This is a genomic window from Sedimenticola selenatireducens (genome assembly GCF_007625115.1).
In the GTDB taxonomy this organism is placed as follows: domain Bacteria; phylum Pseudomonadota; class Gammaproteobacteria; order Chromatiales; family Chromatiaceae; genus Sedimenticola; species Sedimenticola selenatireducens_A.
The window spans coordinates 1-16,025 of the sequence record NZ_VMNH01000026.1 but is presented as its reverse complement, the minus strand read 5'-3'; the positions used below and the strand labels follow the sequence as shown (position 1 = coordinate 16,025).

General features: G+C 50.0%; 12 protein-coding genes, 1 tRNA gene and 1 pseudogene. All 14 read left to right on the top strand.

Translation table 11 applies throughout. From position 1 onward, the window contains the following. A pseudogene (gene tuf / locus FHP88_RS16990) lies at window positions 1–300 on the top strand (elongation factor Tu); the annotation flags it as partial. Window positions 301–389: 89 nt separating this feature from the next. Beyond that, window positions 390–465: transfer RNA gene (locus FHP88_RS16985), tRNA-Trp, on the top strand. Window positions 466–505: 40 nt separating this feature from the next. Continuing rightward, window positions 506–874 (top strand): preprotein translocase subunit SecE, encoded by a 369-nt coding sequence (gene secE, locus FHP88_RS16980; protein WP_144360297.1) that lies wholly within the window; start codon window positions 506–508, stop codon window positions 872–874. A 9-nt stretch (window positions 875–883) separates the two neighbouring features. After that, entirely contained in the window at window positions 884–1,417 is a 534-nt protein-coding gene (gene nusG, locus FHP88_RS16975) for a transcription termination/antitermination protein NusG (RefSeq protein ID WP_144360296.1), read from the top strand. An 88-nt stretch (window positions 1,418–1,505) separates the two neighbouring features. Continuing rightward, window positions 1,506–1,937, top strand: coding sequence for a 50S ribosomal protein L11 (rplK, locus tag FHP88_RS16970; protein WP_144360295.1), 432 nt, complete (start codon window positions 1,506–1,508; stop codon window positions 1,935–1,937). A 1-nt stretch (window position 1,938) separates the two neighbouring features. After that, entirely contained in the window at window positions 1,939–2,634 is a 696-nt protein-coding gene (rplA, locus tag FHP88_RS16965) for a 50S ribosomal protein L1 (RefSeq protein WP_144360294.1), read from the top strand. 233 nt (window positions 2,635–2,867) lie between these two features. Then, a complete protein-coding gene (rplJ, locus tag FHP88_RS16960) occupies window positions 2,868–3,395 on the top strand; it encodes a 50S ribosomal protein L10 (protein ID WP_144360293.1) in 528 nt (175 codons plus the stop codon). 61 nt (window positions 3,396–3,456) lie between these two features. Then, window positions 3,457–3,834: a 50S ribosomal protein L7/L12 gene (rplL, locus tag FHP88_RS16955; RefSeq protein WP_144360292.1), complete on the top strand. Its 378-nt coding sequence runs from the start codon at window positions 3,457–3,459 to the stop codon at window positions 3,832–3,834. A gap of 326 nt (window positions 3,835–4,160) precedes the next feature. Continuing rightward, window positions 4,161–8,237, top strand: a complete 4,077-nt coding sequence (gene rpoB, locus FHP88_RS16950) for a DNA-directed RNA polymerase subunit beta (protein ID WP_144360291.1) — start codon at window positions 4,161–4,163, stop codon at window positions 8,235–8,237. 73 nt (window positions 8,238–8,310) lie between these two features. Beyond that, the gene (gene rpoC, locus FHP88_RS16945) at window positions 8,311–12,531 is read left to right on the top strand and encodes a DNA-directed RNA polymerase subunit beta' (RefSeq protein ID WP_144360290.1); all 4,221 of its coding nucleotides are present in this window, start codon (window positions 8,311–8,313) and stop codon (window positions 12,529–12,531) included. Between the two features lie 321 nt (window positions 12,532–12,852). Continuing rightward, window positions 12,853–13,227 (top strand): 30S ribosomal protein S12, encoded by a 375-nt coding sequence (gene rpsL, locus FHP88_RS16940; protein WP_144360289.1) that lies wholly within the window; start codon window positions 12,853–12,855, stop codon window positions 13,225–13,227. A gap of 35 nt (window positions 13,228–13,262) precedes the next feature. After that, window positions 13,263–13,733, top strand: coding sequence for a 30S ribosomal protein S7 (gene rpsG, locus FHP88_RS16935; RefSeq protein ID WP_144360288.1), 471 nt, complete (start codon window positions 13,263–13,265; stop codon window positions 13,731–13,733). 59 nt (window positions 13,734–13,792) lie between these two features. Then, the gene (fusA, locus tag FHP88_RS16930; RefSeq protein ID WP_144360287.1) at window positions 13,793–15,886 is read left to right on the top strand and encodes an elongation factor G; all 2,094 of its coding nucleotides are present in this window, start codon (window positions 13,793–13,795) and stop codon (window positions 15,884–15,886) included. 19 nt (window positions 15,887–15,905) lie between these two features. Next, the coding region (locus FHP88_RS16925; protein WP_260843183.1) for a GTP-binding protein at window positions 15,906–16,025 on the top strand (120 nt) is incomplete at its 3' end.

The following is a 16,025-nucleotide window of genomic DNA, read 5'->3' as shown; positions in this document are numbered from 1 at the left end:
CCAGGTACCATTACCCCGCACACACATTTTGAAGCAGAGATTTACGTGTTGAGTAAAGATGAAGGTGGTCGACACACGCCATTCTTCAACAACTATCGTCCACAGTTCTACTTCCGTACCACAGACGTGACCGGAGCCTGCGACCTTCCAGAAGGCGTAGAGATGGTAATGCCGGGTGATAACGTGAAGATGACTGTGAAGTTGATTGCCCCAATTGCGATGGAAGAGGGTCTGCGATTCGCGATCCGTGAAGGTGGCCGTACCGTCGGTGCCGGCGTCGTTGCTAAGATCATAGAGTAATAGTTGTTATTTACCTGTAGCTGGTTGTGAAGGGGCGGCGGACCGGAAGGTCTAGCCGCATCTTCGTCTGTCAACGAGCATTTTTTTACAGGCCAGTGGCTCAATTGGTAGAGCAGCGGTCTCCAAAACCGCAGGTTGGGGGTTCGAGTCCCTCCTGGCCTGCCATTATTTAAAGCACCTTCGTTAAGGAGGTGTAGTGGCAGGAATGAACGCAAAGGCTGAAGTCGAAAGTTCCGGAATGGATACAGTGAAGCTCTTGTTGGCAGTGATTTTGCTGGCGGGCGGCATTGTGCTTTTCTATTTTCTAGAAGAATACTCCTCCTTGTTGAGAGTGCTTGGGCTGCTCGTGATTACGGGTATCGCAGTTGCGGTTGCCTTGCAGTCGGTCGCTGGTCGTCGCGTTTGGGATTTTGCCAAGGCGTCACGTGGTGAGGTGCGCAAAGTTGTATGGCCAAGCAGGCAGGAAACAATTCAGACAACATTGATTGTCTTTGGCATGGTATTGCTGGTAGGCATCGTGCTCTGGGTGTTCGATATGATACTGATGGCGATCGTTCAGTCGGTAACCGGATAGGGGAATACGATGGCATTGCGATGGTATGTGGTACACGCCTACTCCGGATTTGAGGCGCAGGTAAAACGCTCACTCGAAGAGCGTATTAAGCGTTTTGGCATGGAGTCACAGTTTGGTGAAATCCTTGTGCCCACCGAAGAGGTGGTCGAGATGCGCGCGGGTCAGCAGCGCAGAAGTGAGCGCAAGTTTTTTCCGGGATATGTCCTGGTTCAGATGGAAATGACCGATGAAACATGGCATTTGGTAAAGGATGCGCCAAAGGTGATGGGCTTTATCGGCGGAACGGCTGATCGGCCAGCACCTATTACAGAAAAAGAAGCGAACGCGATACTACAGCGTGTCCAGGATGGTGTTGAGAAGCCCCGTCCGAAGGTGCTGTTTGAGCCGGGTGAGGTGGTTCGTGTTGTTGATGGGCCTTTTAATGATTTCAATGGCGTCGTTGAAGATGTTGATTATGAAAAGAGCCGTCTAAAAGTTTCCGTGCTGATTTTTGGGCGTTCCACCCCGGTCGATCTTGAATTCGCCCAAGTGGAAAAGAGCTGAGAACGCTGATCGCCGGATTTGTCTGGCAGGCGTCTCATCTGATTTACAGGGGAGCCGAAAGGCGCTTGTACCCAACTAGGAGTTACAAATGGCTAAGAAAATTCAGGCTTATATTAAGCTTCAGGTAAAGGCTGGTTCAGCTAATCCGAGTCCTCCGGTTGGCCCTGCACTGGGTCAGCATGGTGTTAACATCATGGAGTTCTGTAAGGCATTCAATGCAAAGACAGAGAGTCTCGAAAAGGGATTGCCTATTCCTGTTGTTATTACGGTCTATGCGGATCGTAGCTTTACCTTTATAACCAAAACCCCTCCAGCGTCTGTGTTGTTGCAGAAGGCGGCGGGTGTTGCAAAGGGTTCTGGTGTTCCCAATAAAGTTAAGGTTGGCAAGGTCACGCGCGCGCAATTAGAAGAGATTGCTACGGTTAAGAAACCTGATATTACAGCATCCGATATGGAAGCCGCTGTACGGACGATTGCTGGTACAGCTCGTTCGATGGGTCTTGATGTGGAGGGTGTGTGACATGGCAAAATTAAGCAAGCGTGCCCGCAGCATAAAAGAGAAAGTCGAGGCTGGAAAACAGTACGGCATTCTTGATGCGATTGCATTGCTAAAAGAATTATCCGTGGTCAAGTTTGGAGAGTCTGTTGATGTCTCCGTTAACTTGGGCGTTGATCCTCGTAAATCAGACCAGAACGTACGTGGCTCTACTGTGCTACCTAATGGCACCGGTAAAGTAGTCAGGGTTGCTGTGTTTGCTCAGGGCGCAAATGCTGATGCGGCAAAAGAAGCGGGCGCAGATGTCGTCGGTTTTGATGATCTTGCTGCTGATGTTAAGGCCGGTAAGATGGATTTTGACGTAGTGATTGCCACTCCAGATGCTATGCGCGTTGTCGGTCAACTGGGTCAAATTCTAGGCCCTCGTGGTCTGATGCCGAACCCAAAGGTCGGTACTGTCACGCCAAATGTTGCTGAAGCTGTTCAGAATGCCAAGGCGGGTCAAGTTCGTTATCGCACCGATAAGGGTGGCATCGTTCATTGCACCATCGGTAAGGTTGGTTTTGATGCGTCTGCTGTAAAGCAGAATCTTGAGGCGCTTTTGGCTGATCTGAAAAAGCTTAAGCCAAGTGCAGCCAAGGGTGTATACATGAAGAAGATTACCGTCTCCTCGACCATGGGTCCGGGGTTGCAGGTTGATCTCTCTTCATTGGATTTGTAATACAAGGGCGAGAGTTTTCTTGCTTTAAAGGAACTTTGGGGCGCCGGCTGAAAGGCCGGGTGCCGTCAAAGACCGCAGGTGCTGAAACAGCTTAATTATGCCTGCGCAGGCGGGGCTCCTGAATCGGGTTGTGATTTCTGATGATGGTGCACGTTGATGTAGAAGGCCTTAACCCATCCGGGTAAAGGTGTTGTTATTAAAATGACATAGTCATTTTTAATAGGAGGTGACGAGTGCCACTCAATCTTGAGCAAAAGAAAGCTGTCGTCGCCGAAGTCGCTGAAGTAGCAAGTACTGCCTATTCTGCGATTGCCGCTGAGTACCATGGATTATCCGTGGGTGAGATGACCGAGTTACGTGCCAAGGCGCGTGAAGCGGGTGTCTATATCCGTGTGGTAAAGAATTCATTGGCTCGTCGCGCAGTTGAGGATACGGATTTCGCCTGTATGAAAGATGAACTGACGGGTCCGCTCGTCATGGCATTTTCTCAGGAAGATCCAGGTGCTGCTGCACGCGTGATCAAAGACTTTGCCAAAGATCATAGCAAACTGGTTGTAAAGGTCGTCTCTCTCGGTGGAAAGCTTCTGGCTGTATCCGATCTTGAGGCCCTTTCAAAAATGCCTACTTACGAGCAGGCAGTCAGTATGCTTATGGCAGTCATGAAAGCACCGGTCGAAAAACTTGCCCGTACCATTAATGAGGTACCCGGTAAGTTGGTTCGTACTGTTGCTGCGGTCCGTGATGCGAAAGAGGCTGCGTAACCGCTTTATTTTTTAATCTACACATATTGTAAGTGTTAACCCACTATCAGGAGTTTTTACAATGGCCGTTTCTAAAGACGATATCCTAGAGACTATTGCCGGCATGACCGTCATGGAAGTTGTCGAGCTGATCTCTGCTATGGAAGAGAAGTTCGGCGTTTCTGCTGCTGCAGCTGTTGCTGCTGCGCCTGCTGCAGGCGGTGGCGATGCTGCTGCTGCTGAAGAGCAGACAGAGTTTGATGTTGTTATGACCTCTTTCGGCGCTAACAAAGTTGCCGTTATTAAGGCTGTACGTGGCATCACTGGTCTCGGTTTGAAAGAGGCTAAGGATGCAGTTGAAGGCGTCCCAACCACTCTGAAGGAAGGTGTTTCCAAGGATGAGGCTGAAGGCGTGAAGAAAGATCTGGAAGAGGCTGGCGCAACCGTAGAGATCAAATAATTTTTGATTTCATATAGTTGCAAAACCTCTGGGTTAAGGGCTGGTGGCGTCTATTCGCTACCGGCCTTTTCCCGCTTCTAGGTTTACTTTCTAAAAGTTTTGAATCTGGCTTTTGGAAAGTAAACCTTGAAGCGCGTAAACGATAGTGCTTCAGGGTCGGGTGCTTTGGACGGCCCAGGAATGATGATTTTACGCAAATACCTGATGAGGGTGTCGGGTAGGAACACAGCTACAGGGATGTATTCCGGCATGGAGTCGCTGGAACCACTATATAAGAGTATCTTTTCGAAGATCCACAGGATCTCATGAAATCGAGGGACGCCAACATGGCCTATTCTTTCACAGAGAAAAAGCGTATTCGTAAGGATTTCGGCAAGCGCCCGAGCATCCTTGAAGTACCTTTTCTTTTGGCGACACAGATTGATTCATACCGTAAATTTCTTCAAGAGGGTGTCGCTATAGCGGATCGTGATGATCTGGGTCTACATGCGGCGTTTAAGTCAGTCTTTCCAATTGAGAGTTATTCAGGGAATGCTGTACTTGAATATGTAAGTTATCGTCTGGGAACGCCTGTTTTTGATGTGCGTGAGTGTCAATTGCGTGGGGCAACCTATGCGGCACCTCTGCGTGTATTGGTTCGTCTGGTTATCTACGATAAGGACGCGCCTGCCAAATCCAAGGTTGTGAAAGATATACGCGAACAGGAAGTCTACATGGGTGAAATGCCCTTGATGACGGATAACGGTACTTTCGTTATCAATGGAACTGAGCGCGTCATCGTTTCACAGCTTCATCGTTCACCCGGTGTATTTTTTGATCACGATAAAGGCAAGACCCACAGCTCAGGAAAGCTGTTGTTCTCTGCTCGTGTAATCCCCTATCGTGGGTCATGGTTGGATTTTGAGTTTGATCCTAAAGACAATGTCTTTGTTCGTATAGATCGCCGTCGAAAATTGCCTGCAACCGTTTTATTGCGGGCGCTTGGTTTTGATACTCAGCAAATGCTAGGGATGTTCTTTGATACGGACAAAATCGCACTGGCTAAAAAGTCTGCGAAACTGACCCTGGTTCCAGAGCGTTTGCGCGGAGAAACGGCTACCTTCGATATTAAAGCTGGCAAAGACGTGATCGTTGAATCAGGTCGACGTGTAACAGCGCGTCATATTCGTGAATTAGAGAAAGCGGGGGCTAAAACCCTAGAAGTGCCGTTTGATTTTCTTTATGGCAAGACGCTTGCGCATGACATTATTGATGAAGAGACGGGCGAATTGCTGGCCTCTGCCAATGATGAGATCACTGCTGAAGTGCTGGAAAACCTGATCGAAAACGGTATTAAGAAGATAGAGACGCTGTTTACGAATGATCTGGACGTGGGGCCGTATCTCTCGACAACCCTGCGAATCGATTCAACCGCCAATGCACTGGAAGCCCAGGTCGAAATCTATCGGATGATGCGTCCTGGCGAGCCGCCAACCAAAGAGGCCGCCGAAAAGTTGTTCAATAGCCTGTTCTTCAGTCCCGAGCGCTATGATCTCTCCGCAGTGGGTCGGATGAAGTTTAATAAGCGACTGGGTCGTGATGAAGTAACGGGTGAGGGTGTACTCTCAAACGACGATATCATCGATGTGCTCAGAGAGCTTATCAATATCCGTAACGGTCACGGTATCGTCGATGACATTGATCATCTGGGTAATCGTCGTATCCGTTCTGTTGGTGAGATGGCGGAAAATCAATTCCGTGTTGGTCTGGTCCGCGTTGAGCGGGCGGTTAGAGAGCGTCTGACGTTGGCAGAATCTGAAGGCTTGATGCCGCAGGAGATGATTAACGCCAAACCGGTTTCTGCTGCCATTAAAGAGTTCTTTGGTTCCAGTCAATTATCACAGTTCATGGATCAAAATAATCCATTGTCTGAAGTGACGCATAAACGTCGTGTTTCGGCGTTGGGGCCGGGTGGTCTGGCGCGTGAGCGTGCAGGCTTTGAAGTGCGCGACGTACATCCGACACACTATGGTCGTGTATGTCCAATTGAAACACCGGAAGGCCCCAATATCGGATTGATTAATTCGCTTGCGGTTTATGCTAGAACGAATGACTACGGCTTCCTTGAGACACCCTATCGGGTGGTAAAAGAGGGCTTGGTTACCGATGAGATACATTACCTGTCGGCGATCGAAGAAGGGCGATTTGTTATTGCGCAGGCCAGTGCGGCTGTGGGTGACGATGGCAAGCTGTTTGAAGAGCTGATTCCCTGTCGTTATCAAAATGAAACCATGCTTACCAATCCGGATCAGATCCAGTATATGGATGTGTCGCCGAAGCAGATCGTATCTGTCGCGGCTTCCATGATCCCATTCCTTGAACATGACGATGCCAACCGTGCCTTGATGGGATCAAACATGCAACGTCAGGCTGTACCCACCTTGCGTGCTGATAAGCCGTTGGTAGGAACGGGAATGGAACGTGCTGTTGCTACGGACTCTGGTGTAACCGTTGTTGCTAAGCGCGGTGGGTCTGTTGAAGAGGTTGATGCAGCGCGAATCGTGGTACGCGTCAACGATGATGAGACGGTTGCGGGTGAGCCTGGTGTAGATATTTACAACCTTACCAAGTACACCCGATCTAATCAGAATACCTGCATCAATCAGCGTCCCCTGGTGAAGCCGGGTGACATTATCAGTCGTGGCGACGTTATGGCTGATGGCCCCTCTACTGATTTAGGTGAGCTGGCACTGGGGCAGAACATGCGGGTCGCGTTCATGCCGTGGAATGGCTACAACTTCGAAGACTCCATTCTGGTTTCCGAACGAGTAGTGCAGGAAGATCGTTTTACTACCATCCATATTGAAGAACTCACTTGTATGGCTCGTGACACCAAACTGGGGTCAGAGGAAATTACTGGCGATATTCCGAATGTGGGTGAGGCGGCGCTCGCCAAGCTGGACGAATCCGGTATTGTCTATGTCGGTGCTGAAGTAAAAGAGGGTGATATTCTGGTAGGTAAGGTAACACCAAAAGGTGAAACTCAGCTTACGCCAGAGGAGAAATTGCTCCGGGCCATCTTTGGTGAAAAAGCAGCCGATGTGAAAGATACCTCACTGCGTGTTTCATCGGGTCGCGTGGGTACCGTTATCGATGTACAGGTCTTCACCCGCGATGGTGTTGAGAAAGACGCACGCGCACTTCAAATAGAAAATGCAGAACTGGATCGCGTCAAGAAGGACCTGAATGATCAGTTGCGTATCATGGAGCAGGATACCTTCCAGCGTGTTGAGAAAATGCTGCTTGGCAAGGTCGCTGATGGCGGTCCTAATCAGCTGAAGTCGGGCACTAAAATCACCAAGGCCTATCTTGCGGAGCTTGAGCAGGATCGTTGGCTGGAGATTCGTTTGCACAATGAAGAGGCGGCCGCTCAATTGGAAGCGATTGCCGAACAGGTCAAACTGCAGCGCGAAGATTTCAGAGAGCGATTCGAAGAGAAGAAGCGCAAATTGACAACCAGTGACGATCTCGCGCCTGGCGTCCTGAAAATGGTCAAGGTCTATGTGGCCGTCAAGCGCCGTATTCAGCCGGGTGACAAGATGGCTGGACGCCACGGTAATAAGGGTGTCATCTCCATGATTCAGCCGGTGGAAGATATGCCATTCGATGAGAATGGTGAGCCGGTCGATATTGTGTTGAACCCACTCGGTGTTCCGTCGCGTATGAACGTTGGACAGATCCTGGAGACCCATCTTGGGTGGGCCGCCAAAGGTGTTGGCGAAAAGATTGGCAAGATGCTCGAGGCCAAAGGCAAGGTTGCTGAGCTGCGCAAGTATCTGGAGAAGGTCTACAACACCAGCGGAAAATCGGAAGATCTTGATAGTTTCAGTGATGAAGAGATTCTTGAGCTTTCGGCCAATCTTAGACGTGGTGTGCCAATGGCTACTCCAGTATTTGATGGTGCGTCGGAGGATGAGATTCGACAACTCTTAAAGCTGGCCGATCTTCCGGAGAGTGGTCAAACCACACTCTTTGATGGTCGTACCGGTGAGGCGTTTGATCGCCAGGTGACCGTTGGTTACATGTATGTACTTAAGCTCAATCATTTGGTTGATGACAAGATGCATGCTCGTTCAACGGGTCCTTACAGCCTGGTTACACAGCAGCCGCTCGGTGGTAAGGCGCAGTTTGGTGGGCAGCGATTTGGTGAGATGGAGGTTTGGGCACTTGAAGCTTATGGCGCAGCCTACACGCTACAGGAGATGCTCACCGTCAAGTCCGACGATGTGACCGGACGTACACGTATGTATAAAAACATTGTGGACGGAAATCATCAGATGGAGGCCGGTATGCCGGAATCCTTCAACGTACTGGTCAAAGAGATACGCTCTCTGGGTATCAATATTGAATTGGATCGGGAATAGGTCCCGGTATCAGTTGTTTTAACGCAACATATATCGAGATGAATACCGGAACCCGACAGCAGGAGATACGATCTTGAAAGATCTATTAAAAATTCTGAAGCAGCAAGGACAAACTGAAGATTTTGATGCTATCAAAATAGGTTTGGCCTCCCCCGACATGATCCGCTCATGGTCTTATGGTGAAGTTAAAAAGCCCGAGACCATCAACTACAGGACATTCAAGCCTGAGCGTGAAGGGCTTTTCTGCGCCAAGATTTTTGGCCCTACCAGTGATTATGAGTGCTTGTGTGGTAAGTATAAGCGCCTCAAGCATCGCGGTGTGGTATGTGAGAAGTGTGGCGTTGAGGTGACCCTTGCCAAGGTGCGCCGTGAGCGCATGGGCCATATTGAGCTGGCCAGCCCGGTTGCACATATCTGGTTTTTGAAATCACTGCCATCGCGCATTGGTTTGCTGCTGGATATGACGCTCAGGGATATAGAACGGGTGCTCTATTTCGAGTCCTTTGTGGTTGTTGATCCTGGTATGACCCCACTAGAGCGTGGTCAGTTGCTGAATGATGATCAATACTTGGAAGCGATCGAAGAGAATGGCGATGAATTTGACGCCCGTATGGGTGCTGAGGCCGTCTATGAGCTGTTGACCTCTCTGAATATACCGAAGGAGATCGAGACGCTTCGTGAAGAGATCCAAAGCACTAACTCTGAAACCAAACTCAAGAAGCTGAGCAAGCGTTTAAAGCTCGTGGAATCACTGCATGAGTCAGGCAATCGTCCAGAGTGGATGGTGATGACTGTATTGCCTGTTCTGCCACCTGAGCTGCGGCCTCTGGTTCCGTTGGATGGTGGTAGATTTGCTACATCAGATCTGAACGATCTGTATCGTCGGGTTATCAACCGTAACAATCGTCTCAAGCGACTGTTGGATCTGAATGCGCCGGATATCATTGTTCGCAACGAAAAACGTATGCTGCAGGAGTCTGTCGATGCCTTGTTGGATAATGGTCGTCGTGGACGTGCGATAACCGGTACCAACAAACGCCAGCTTAAATCACTGGCGGATATGATTAAGGGCAAGCAGGGTCGTTTCCGGCAGAATCTGCTGGGTAAACGTGTCGACTACTCCGGTCGCTCCGTTATTGTGGTTGGCCCCACATTGAAACTGCATCAGTGTGGTCTGCCCAAGAAGATGGCGCTGGAATTGTTCAAACCGTTCATCTTTTCTAAACTCCAGTTGCGTGGATTAGCTACCACAATTAAGGCGGCGAAAAAGCTGGTTGAGCGTGGTACGGGTGATGTATGGGATATCCTGGAAGAGGTGATCCGCGAGCATCCCGTGATGCTAAACCGTGCCCCTACACTGCATAGATTGGGCATCCAGGCCTTTGAACCAGTGTTGGTTGAGGGTAAGGCGATTCAGTTGCATCCACTGGTCTGTACCGCATTCAACGCTGACTTCGACGGTGACCAGATGGCGGTGCACGTGCCGCTCTCAATTGAAGCGCAACTTGAGGCGCGTAGCCTCATGATGTCAACCAACAACATTCTTTCGCCCGCCAATGGCGAGCCGATCATAGTTCCGTCACAGGATGTTGTTCTCGGTCTCTACTTTATGACCCGTGAGCGTATTAACGCCAAGGGTGAGGGTATGGTTTTCTCTGATTTGGCTGAGGTTCACCGTGCTTACGAGTCACGCATGGTTGATCTGCAAGCCAAGGTCAAAGTACGCCTGAGAGATAGAGTTCAGGGTGATGATGGCGAAATTGTTGAGACGCGCCGCGTTGTAGATACTACTGTTGGTCGTGCGCTTTTATCTGAAATTCTGCCTGAGGGTCTGTCCTTCGATCTCATCAATCATGCGATGGGTAAGCGGGCAATCTCGAATCTTGTGGATGCCTGTTATCGCCGCGTTGGTCTAAAAGAGACCGTTATCTTTGCTGACCAAGTGATGTACATGGGCTTCCGCTTCGCTACCCGTGCCGGTGTATCCATTGGCATGAATGATATGACTATCCCGAAAGAGAAGGGGCCGATCCTGGCTTCGGCTGAAAGGGAAGTCAAAGAGATTCAGAATCAATATGCCTCTGGTCTTGTAACCAATGGCGAGCGCTATAACAAGGTAGTTGATATTTGGTCTCATACCAATGACCAGGTTGCCAAGGCAATGATGTCACACCTCGGTAAAGAGTCGGTTATTGATCGTGATGGAAATGAGGTACAGCAGGATTCATTCAACTCTATCTATATGATGGCTGATTCCGGCGCTCGAGGCTCTGCGGCCCAGATCAGGCAGCTTGCCGGTATGCGTGGTTTGATGGCGAAGCCAGATGGCTCCATTATCGAGACCCCTATTACAGCAAACTTCCGAGAAGGTTTGGACGTACTGCAGTACTTTATCTCCACGCACGGTGCTCGTAAGGGTCTTGCGGATACGGCTCTAAAGACCGCCAACTCAGGATATCTGACCCGGCGCTTGGTGGATGTTGCGCAGGACATGGTCGTTCTTGAGGGCGACTGTGGTACTGAAGACGGTCTGGATATGCACCCCATTATTGAGGGTGGTGACGTGGTCGAACCGCTCCGTGAACGGATTCTTGGGCGTGTGCTTGCAGAGCCAATCTTGAAGCCCGGTAGTGATGAGGTGGTCTATGATCGCGGAACACTGTTGGCTGAGGCATCTGTTGAGCATCTTGAGAAGTTGGGTGTCGATCATGTCAGAGTGCGTTCCGCAATTACCTGCCAATCAAAAGTGGGTGTCTGCGCAATGTGTTATGGTCGTGACCTCGCGCGCGGTCATAAAGTCAATATGGGTGAGGCTGTTGGTGTGATTGCAGCGCAATCGATCGGTGAGCCGGGTACCCAGTTGACAATGCGTACCTTCCATATCGGTGGTGCGGCGTCGCGTGCGGCAGCCGTTAATAGCATTGAAGTTAAAACGGCTGGTACCGTGCGATTGCACAATATCAAGACGGTTGAACATAAAAACGGCACCTTGGTGGCTGTCTCTCGTTCCGGTGAGTTGACCGTTGTAGATGATCTGGGTCGTGAGCGTGAGCGTTATAAAGTACCTTACGGTGCAAACATTCGGGCGGCTGATGGTGAGCAGGTTGAGGGTGGCCAGATGGTTGCTAACTGGGATCCGCATACCCATCCGGTTATTACTGAAGTGGCAGGTAAGGTTCAGTTCGTTGAATTTGCGGATGGTGTCAGTGTTCAGAGTCAGGTCGATGATGTGACTGGACTTTCTTCACTCGCAATTATTGATCCCAAGCAGCGCCCAACTGCCGGTAAAGATATGCGGCCCATGGTCAAATTGGTTGATGAGGCCGGTAAGGATCTGAATATCATTGGTACCGATATTCCGGCGCATTATTACCTACCCGCAGGTGCGGTTGTAATTGTCACCGATGGCGGTAAGGTCGAAATTGGAGATACGTTGGCACGTATTCCGCAGGAATCCTCGAAGACGCGTGATATTACCGGTGGTTTGCCGCGCGTTGCTGACCTGTTCGAAGCGCGTAAACCCAAAGATCAGGCTATCTTGGCGGAGGCGACAGGTACGGTTGGTTTTGGTAAGGATACCAAGGGTAAGCAGCGACTTATTATCACCGATGCGGATGGCGTGCAACATGAGGATCTTATTCCGAAATGGCGGCACGTTAATGTGTTCGAGGGTGAACACGTAGCGAAGGGTGAGGTTGTTTCGGACGGTGAATATAACCCGCATGATATCTTGCGTCTTAAGGGCGTCACGGCACTGGCAGATTATCTTGTGAAAGAGATTCAGGATGTTTACCGTTTGCAAGGTGTAAAAATCAACGACAAGCACATCGAGGTGATCATTCGACAGATGCTGCGTAAGGTTGAGATTGCTGCGTCTGGTGATTCACGCTTCTTGCGTGGTGAGCAGGCAGAGCGTGCGCGTGTTGTAGAGGATAACCTGAAATTGGAAGCAGAAGGTAAACAGCCGGCGTTGTGGAATCCGATACTGCTGGGTATTACCAAGGCCTCATTGGCAACAGAATCGTTTATTTCTGCGGCTTCGTTCCAAGAAACCACGCGGGTTCTCACCGAGGCGGCCGTTCGTGGATCGAGTGACTCGCTTGTTGGGTTGAAAGAGAACGTAATTGTGGGTCGACTCATTCCGGCAGGAACGGGTCTGTCGTATCACAATGAGCGCCATAAACGGCGTGGTGAAGAGCTGGATGCTGAATCCGTAGATGCAAAGGTAGAGATGGACGCGGATGAAGTTGCAGAGGCTATCAAGCAGGCGCTAAATACTGCGGATAGCGAATAACAATCCAATTCTGCACAGGGTCGCATTGCTTCCCTGTGCAGCGCAGGATTTGTTTAGGTGGCCAGCTGCTTTTTAAAGCGTTCGGCTGGTCTATGTAGTGTTGACACCTCCTTGTTGTGCGCGTAGAATGCGCGCTCTTCACTTGAGCTGAAGTGGTTATGCAGGCTCAAGTTTCAGGATTATTACCAGGCGATATCTGGTCTGGGAACAAGGTTCTAAGCCTGTGGCTTCAAGAAGTTCAGCAAATGCTGGATAGGTGGGCTGCACGCTTTTCTGGTGCGATAGAGGGTGCGATAGTCGCTTCTCTGGAGACGGGATTTAATGGCTACAATCAATCAGTTGGTGCGCAAGCCCCGCATGCGCAAAGTAGAAAAAAGTAATGTACCTGCTTTAGAGGCTTGTCCTCAGAAGCGTGGTGTGTGTACGCGTGTTTACACCACGACCCCAAAAAAGCCGAACTCAGCGCTACGTAAAGTTGCACGTGTTCGCTTGACGAATGGGTTCGAAGTTAGCACCTATATTGGTGGTGAGGGGCATAATCTGCAAGAGCACTCTGTTGTGCTGATACGCGGTGGTCGTGTGAAAGATTTGCCGGGTGTGCGTTATCACGTTGTACGCGGTAGCCTGGATACCTCCGGTGTCGATAAGCGGCGTCAGGGTCGTTCTAAATATGGTGCCAAGCGGCCTAAGAGCTGATTGGGTTCACTAATCAAGACTGAGTTTATTAAGTCATGCCAAGAAGACGAGTAGCAGCAAAACGCGAGATTCTGCCTGATCCAAAGTTTGGAAGTCAGTTGCTTGCAAAGTTCATCAACATGATCATGGTTGATGGTAAGAAATCAGTGGCTGAGAAGATCATCTATGATGCGCTGGATCGCGTGAGCGAGCGCGCTAGTGGTGAGCCAATGGATGTACTTGAGAAAGCGCTTGAGAACGTCCGGCCAATGGTTGAAGTGAAATCGCGTCGTGTTGGTGGTGCTACCTACCAGGTGCCAATTGAAGTGCGTGCGAATCGCCGTAATACCTTGGCAATGCGTTGGTTGATTGATGCATCACGTAAGCGCAGTGAAAAGTCTATGGCTCATCGGTTGGCTGGTGAGTTGTCTGACGCTTCTGAGCAGCGTGGATCAGCGGTTAAGAAGCGTGAAGATACGCATCGTATGGCAGAGGCCAATAAGGCATTCTCGCACTATCGCTGGTAGTTTTTGCTTTATCTGTTTTACTCTTTTTTGCTCTTTTACATTGTTGATCGGATTGAATTGTGGCACGAAGCACGCCTATTGATAGGTATCGGAACGTTGGGATTATGGCGCACATTGACGCCGGTAAAACCACGACTACCGAGCGCATTCTGTACTACACCGGTGTCTCACATAAGATCGGTGAAGTGCATGATGGTGCCGCCACAATGGACTGGATGGAGCAGGAGCAAGAGAGGGGGATTACGATTACCTCGGCGGCTACCACCTGCTTCTGGAAAGGGATGGATCAGCAATTTCCGGAACATCGTATCAATATTATCGATACCCCGGGGCACGTCGATTTTACCATTGAAGTAGAGCGTTCGCTGAGAGTGCTTGATGGTGCCTGCGCCGTTTTTTGTGCGGTAGGTGGTGTTGAGCCTCAATCTGAAACGGTTTGGCGGCAGGCCGATAAGTACGGTGTTCCACGTATAGCCTTCGTCAACAAAATGGATAGGATGGGCGCGAATTTTCTGCGGGTTGTTGAGCAGGTGCGTGCACGTCTTGGTGCCAATCCGATACCGCTGCAACTTGCAATAGGTGCAGAAGAGCACTTCTCTGGTGTGGTTGACCTTATCAAGATGAAGGCCATCTACTGGGATGAAGAGTCTCGCGGGATGAAGTATGAAGAGCGGGATATTCCTGCTGATCTTCAGCTTCAGGCAGAAACGCTTCGTGAGAAGATGGTTGAAGCGGCTGCAGAGGCCAATGAAGAATTGATGGAGAAGTATCTGGAGTCAGGTACGCTCTCTATAGATGAGATTAAGTCCGGCTTGCGTGCGCGAACGCTCGCTAGCGAAATTACTCCGATGATGTGTGGCTCCGCCTTTAAAAATAAAGGTGTGCAAGCTCTTCTTGATGCAGTAATTGAGTATATGCCGGCTCCTGTTGATGTCCCTGCAATAAAGGGTGTTCTTGATGGTGATGAGGGTGTTCTTGATGAGCGTCCATCGTCGGATGATGCGCCATTTGCTGCATTGGCCTTTAAGATTGCAACAGATCCATTTGTCGGTAACTTGACCTTTTTCCGTGTTTATTCGGGTGTCCTTAAGTCCGGGGATAGCGTTTATAACCCGGTTAAAGGAAAGAAGGATCGTGTTGGCCGAATTTTGCAGATGCACTCGAATTCTCGTGAAGAGATCAAAGAGGTATTTGCAGGTGATATAGCGGCAGCTGTTGGTCTCAAGGATGTCACTACAGGTGACACCTTGTGTGCGTTAAACGCTCACATCACGCTGGAGAAAATGGATTTTCCTGAGCCTGTTATTGCGGTTGCGGTTGAACCCAAGACTAAGGCTGACCAGGAAAAGATGTCTGTAGCGTTGTCGAAGCTTGCACACGAAGATCCTTCGTTCCGGGTGACGACTGATACGGAATCCGGTCAGACGATCATTGCAGGGATGGGTGAGCTTCATTTGGAGATCATTGTTGATCGGATGCGACGTGAGTTTGGTGTTGAAGCCAATGTGGGGGCGCCTCAGGTGGCTTACCGCGAAACGATTCGTTCAACGGTTGAGCAGGAAGGTAAGTTTGTAAGGCAGTCAGGTGGGCGAGGGCAGTATGGCCATGTCTATCTGCGTATTGAGCCTAAAGAGGCTGGTACAGGTTACGAATTTGTCAATGCCATAGTTGGCGGTGTGATTCCTCGTGAGTACATACCGGCAGTTGATAAAGGCGTTCAGGAGCAGTTGCAGAACGGAGTGTTGGCCGGCTATCCCATGGTGGATGTGAAGGTCACGATCTTTGATGGTTCATACCATGATGTGGATTCTAGCGAAATGGCCTTTAAAATCGCTGGTTCCATGTGTTTTAGAGAAGGGGCTGGTAAGGCTAAGCCAGTGCTTCTCGAGCCAATCATGAAGATTGAAATCATTACGCCCGAAGATTACATGGGTGATGTGATGGGTGATCTGAACAGGCGGCGAGGTGTTGTTCAGGGTATGGATGATTGCCCTGCTGGCAGGCAGATTCAAGCGGAGGTCCCGTTGTCCGAAATGTTCGGATATGCAACAGATCTACGCTCAGCTACGCAAGGTCGTGCTACATATAGCATGGAGTTTGCTAAATACAGTGAAGTCCCGGCGAATATCGCTGAGGCTGTGAAGAAACAGTAAACTGGAAGGGGTAGAAACCGTGTCCAAGGAAAAATTCGAGCGTACAAAACCCCACGTAAACGTGGGAACCATTGGTCACGTTGACCACGGTAAGACCACGTTGACGGCGGCGATCACGAAAGTGATGGCAGAAGCGCGT

Bases quoted from the DNA above. Each gene is read 5' to 3' on its own strand.
- secE (WP_144360297.1), top strand. From the start codon at position 506: ATGAACGCAAAGGCTGAAGTCGAAAGTTCCGGAATGGATACAGTGAAG.
- rplA (WP_144360294.1), top strand. From the start codon at position 1,939: ATGGCAAAATTAAGCAAGCGTGCCCGCAGCATAAAAGAGAAAGTCGAG.
- rplL (WP_144360292.1), top strand. From the start codon at position 3,457: ATGGCCGTTTCTAAAGACGATATCCTAGAGACTATTGCCGGCATGACC.
- nusG (WP_144360296.1), top strand. From the start codon at position 884: ATGGCATTGCGATGGTATGTGGTACACGCCTACTCCGGATTTGAGGCG.
- rpsG (WP_144360288.1), top strand. From the start codon at position 13,263: ATGCCAAGAAGACGAGTAGCAGCAAAACGCGAGATTCTGCCTGATCCA.
- rpsL (WP_144360289.1), top strand. From the start codon at position 12,853: ATGGCTACAATCAATCAGTTGGTGCGCAAGCCCCGCATGCGCAAAGTA.
- rpoB (WP_144360291.1), top strand. From the start codon at position 4,161: ATGGCCTATTCTTTCACAGAGAAAAAGCGTATTCGTAAGGATTTCGGC.
- rplK (WP_144360295.1), top strand. From the start codon at position 1,506: ATGGCTAAGAAAATTCAGGCTTATATTAAGCTTCAGGTAAAGGCTGGT.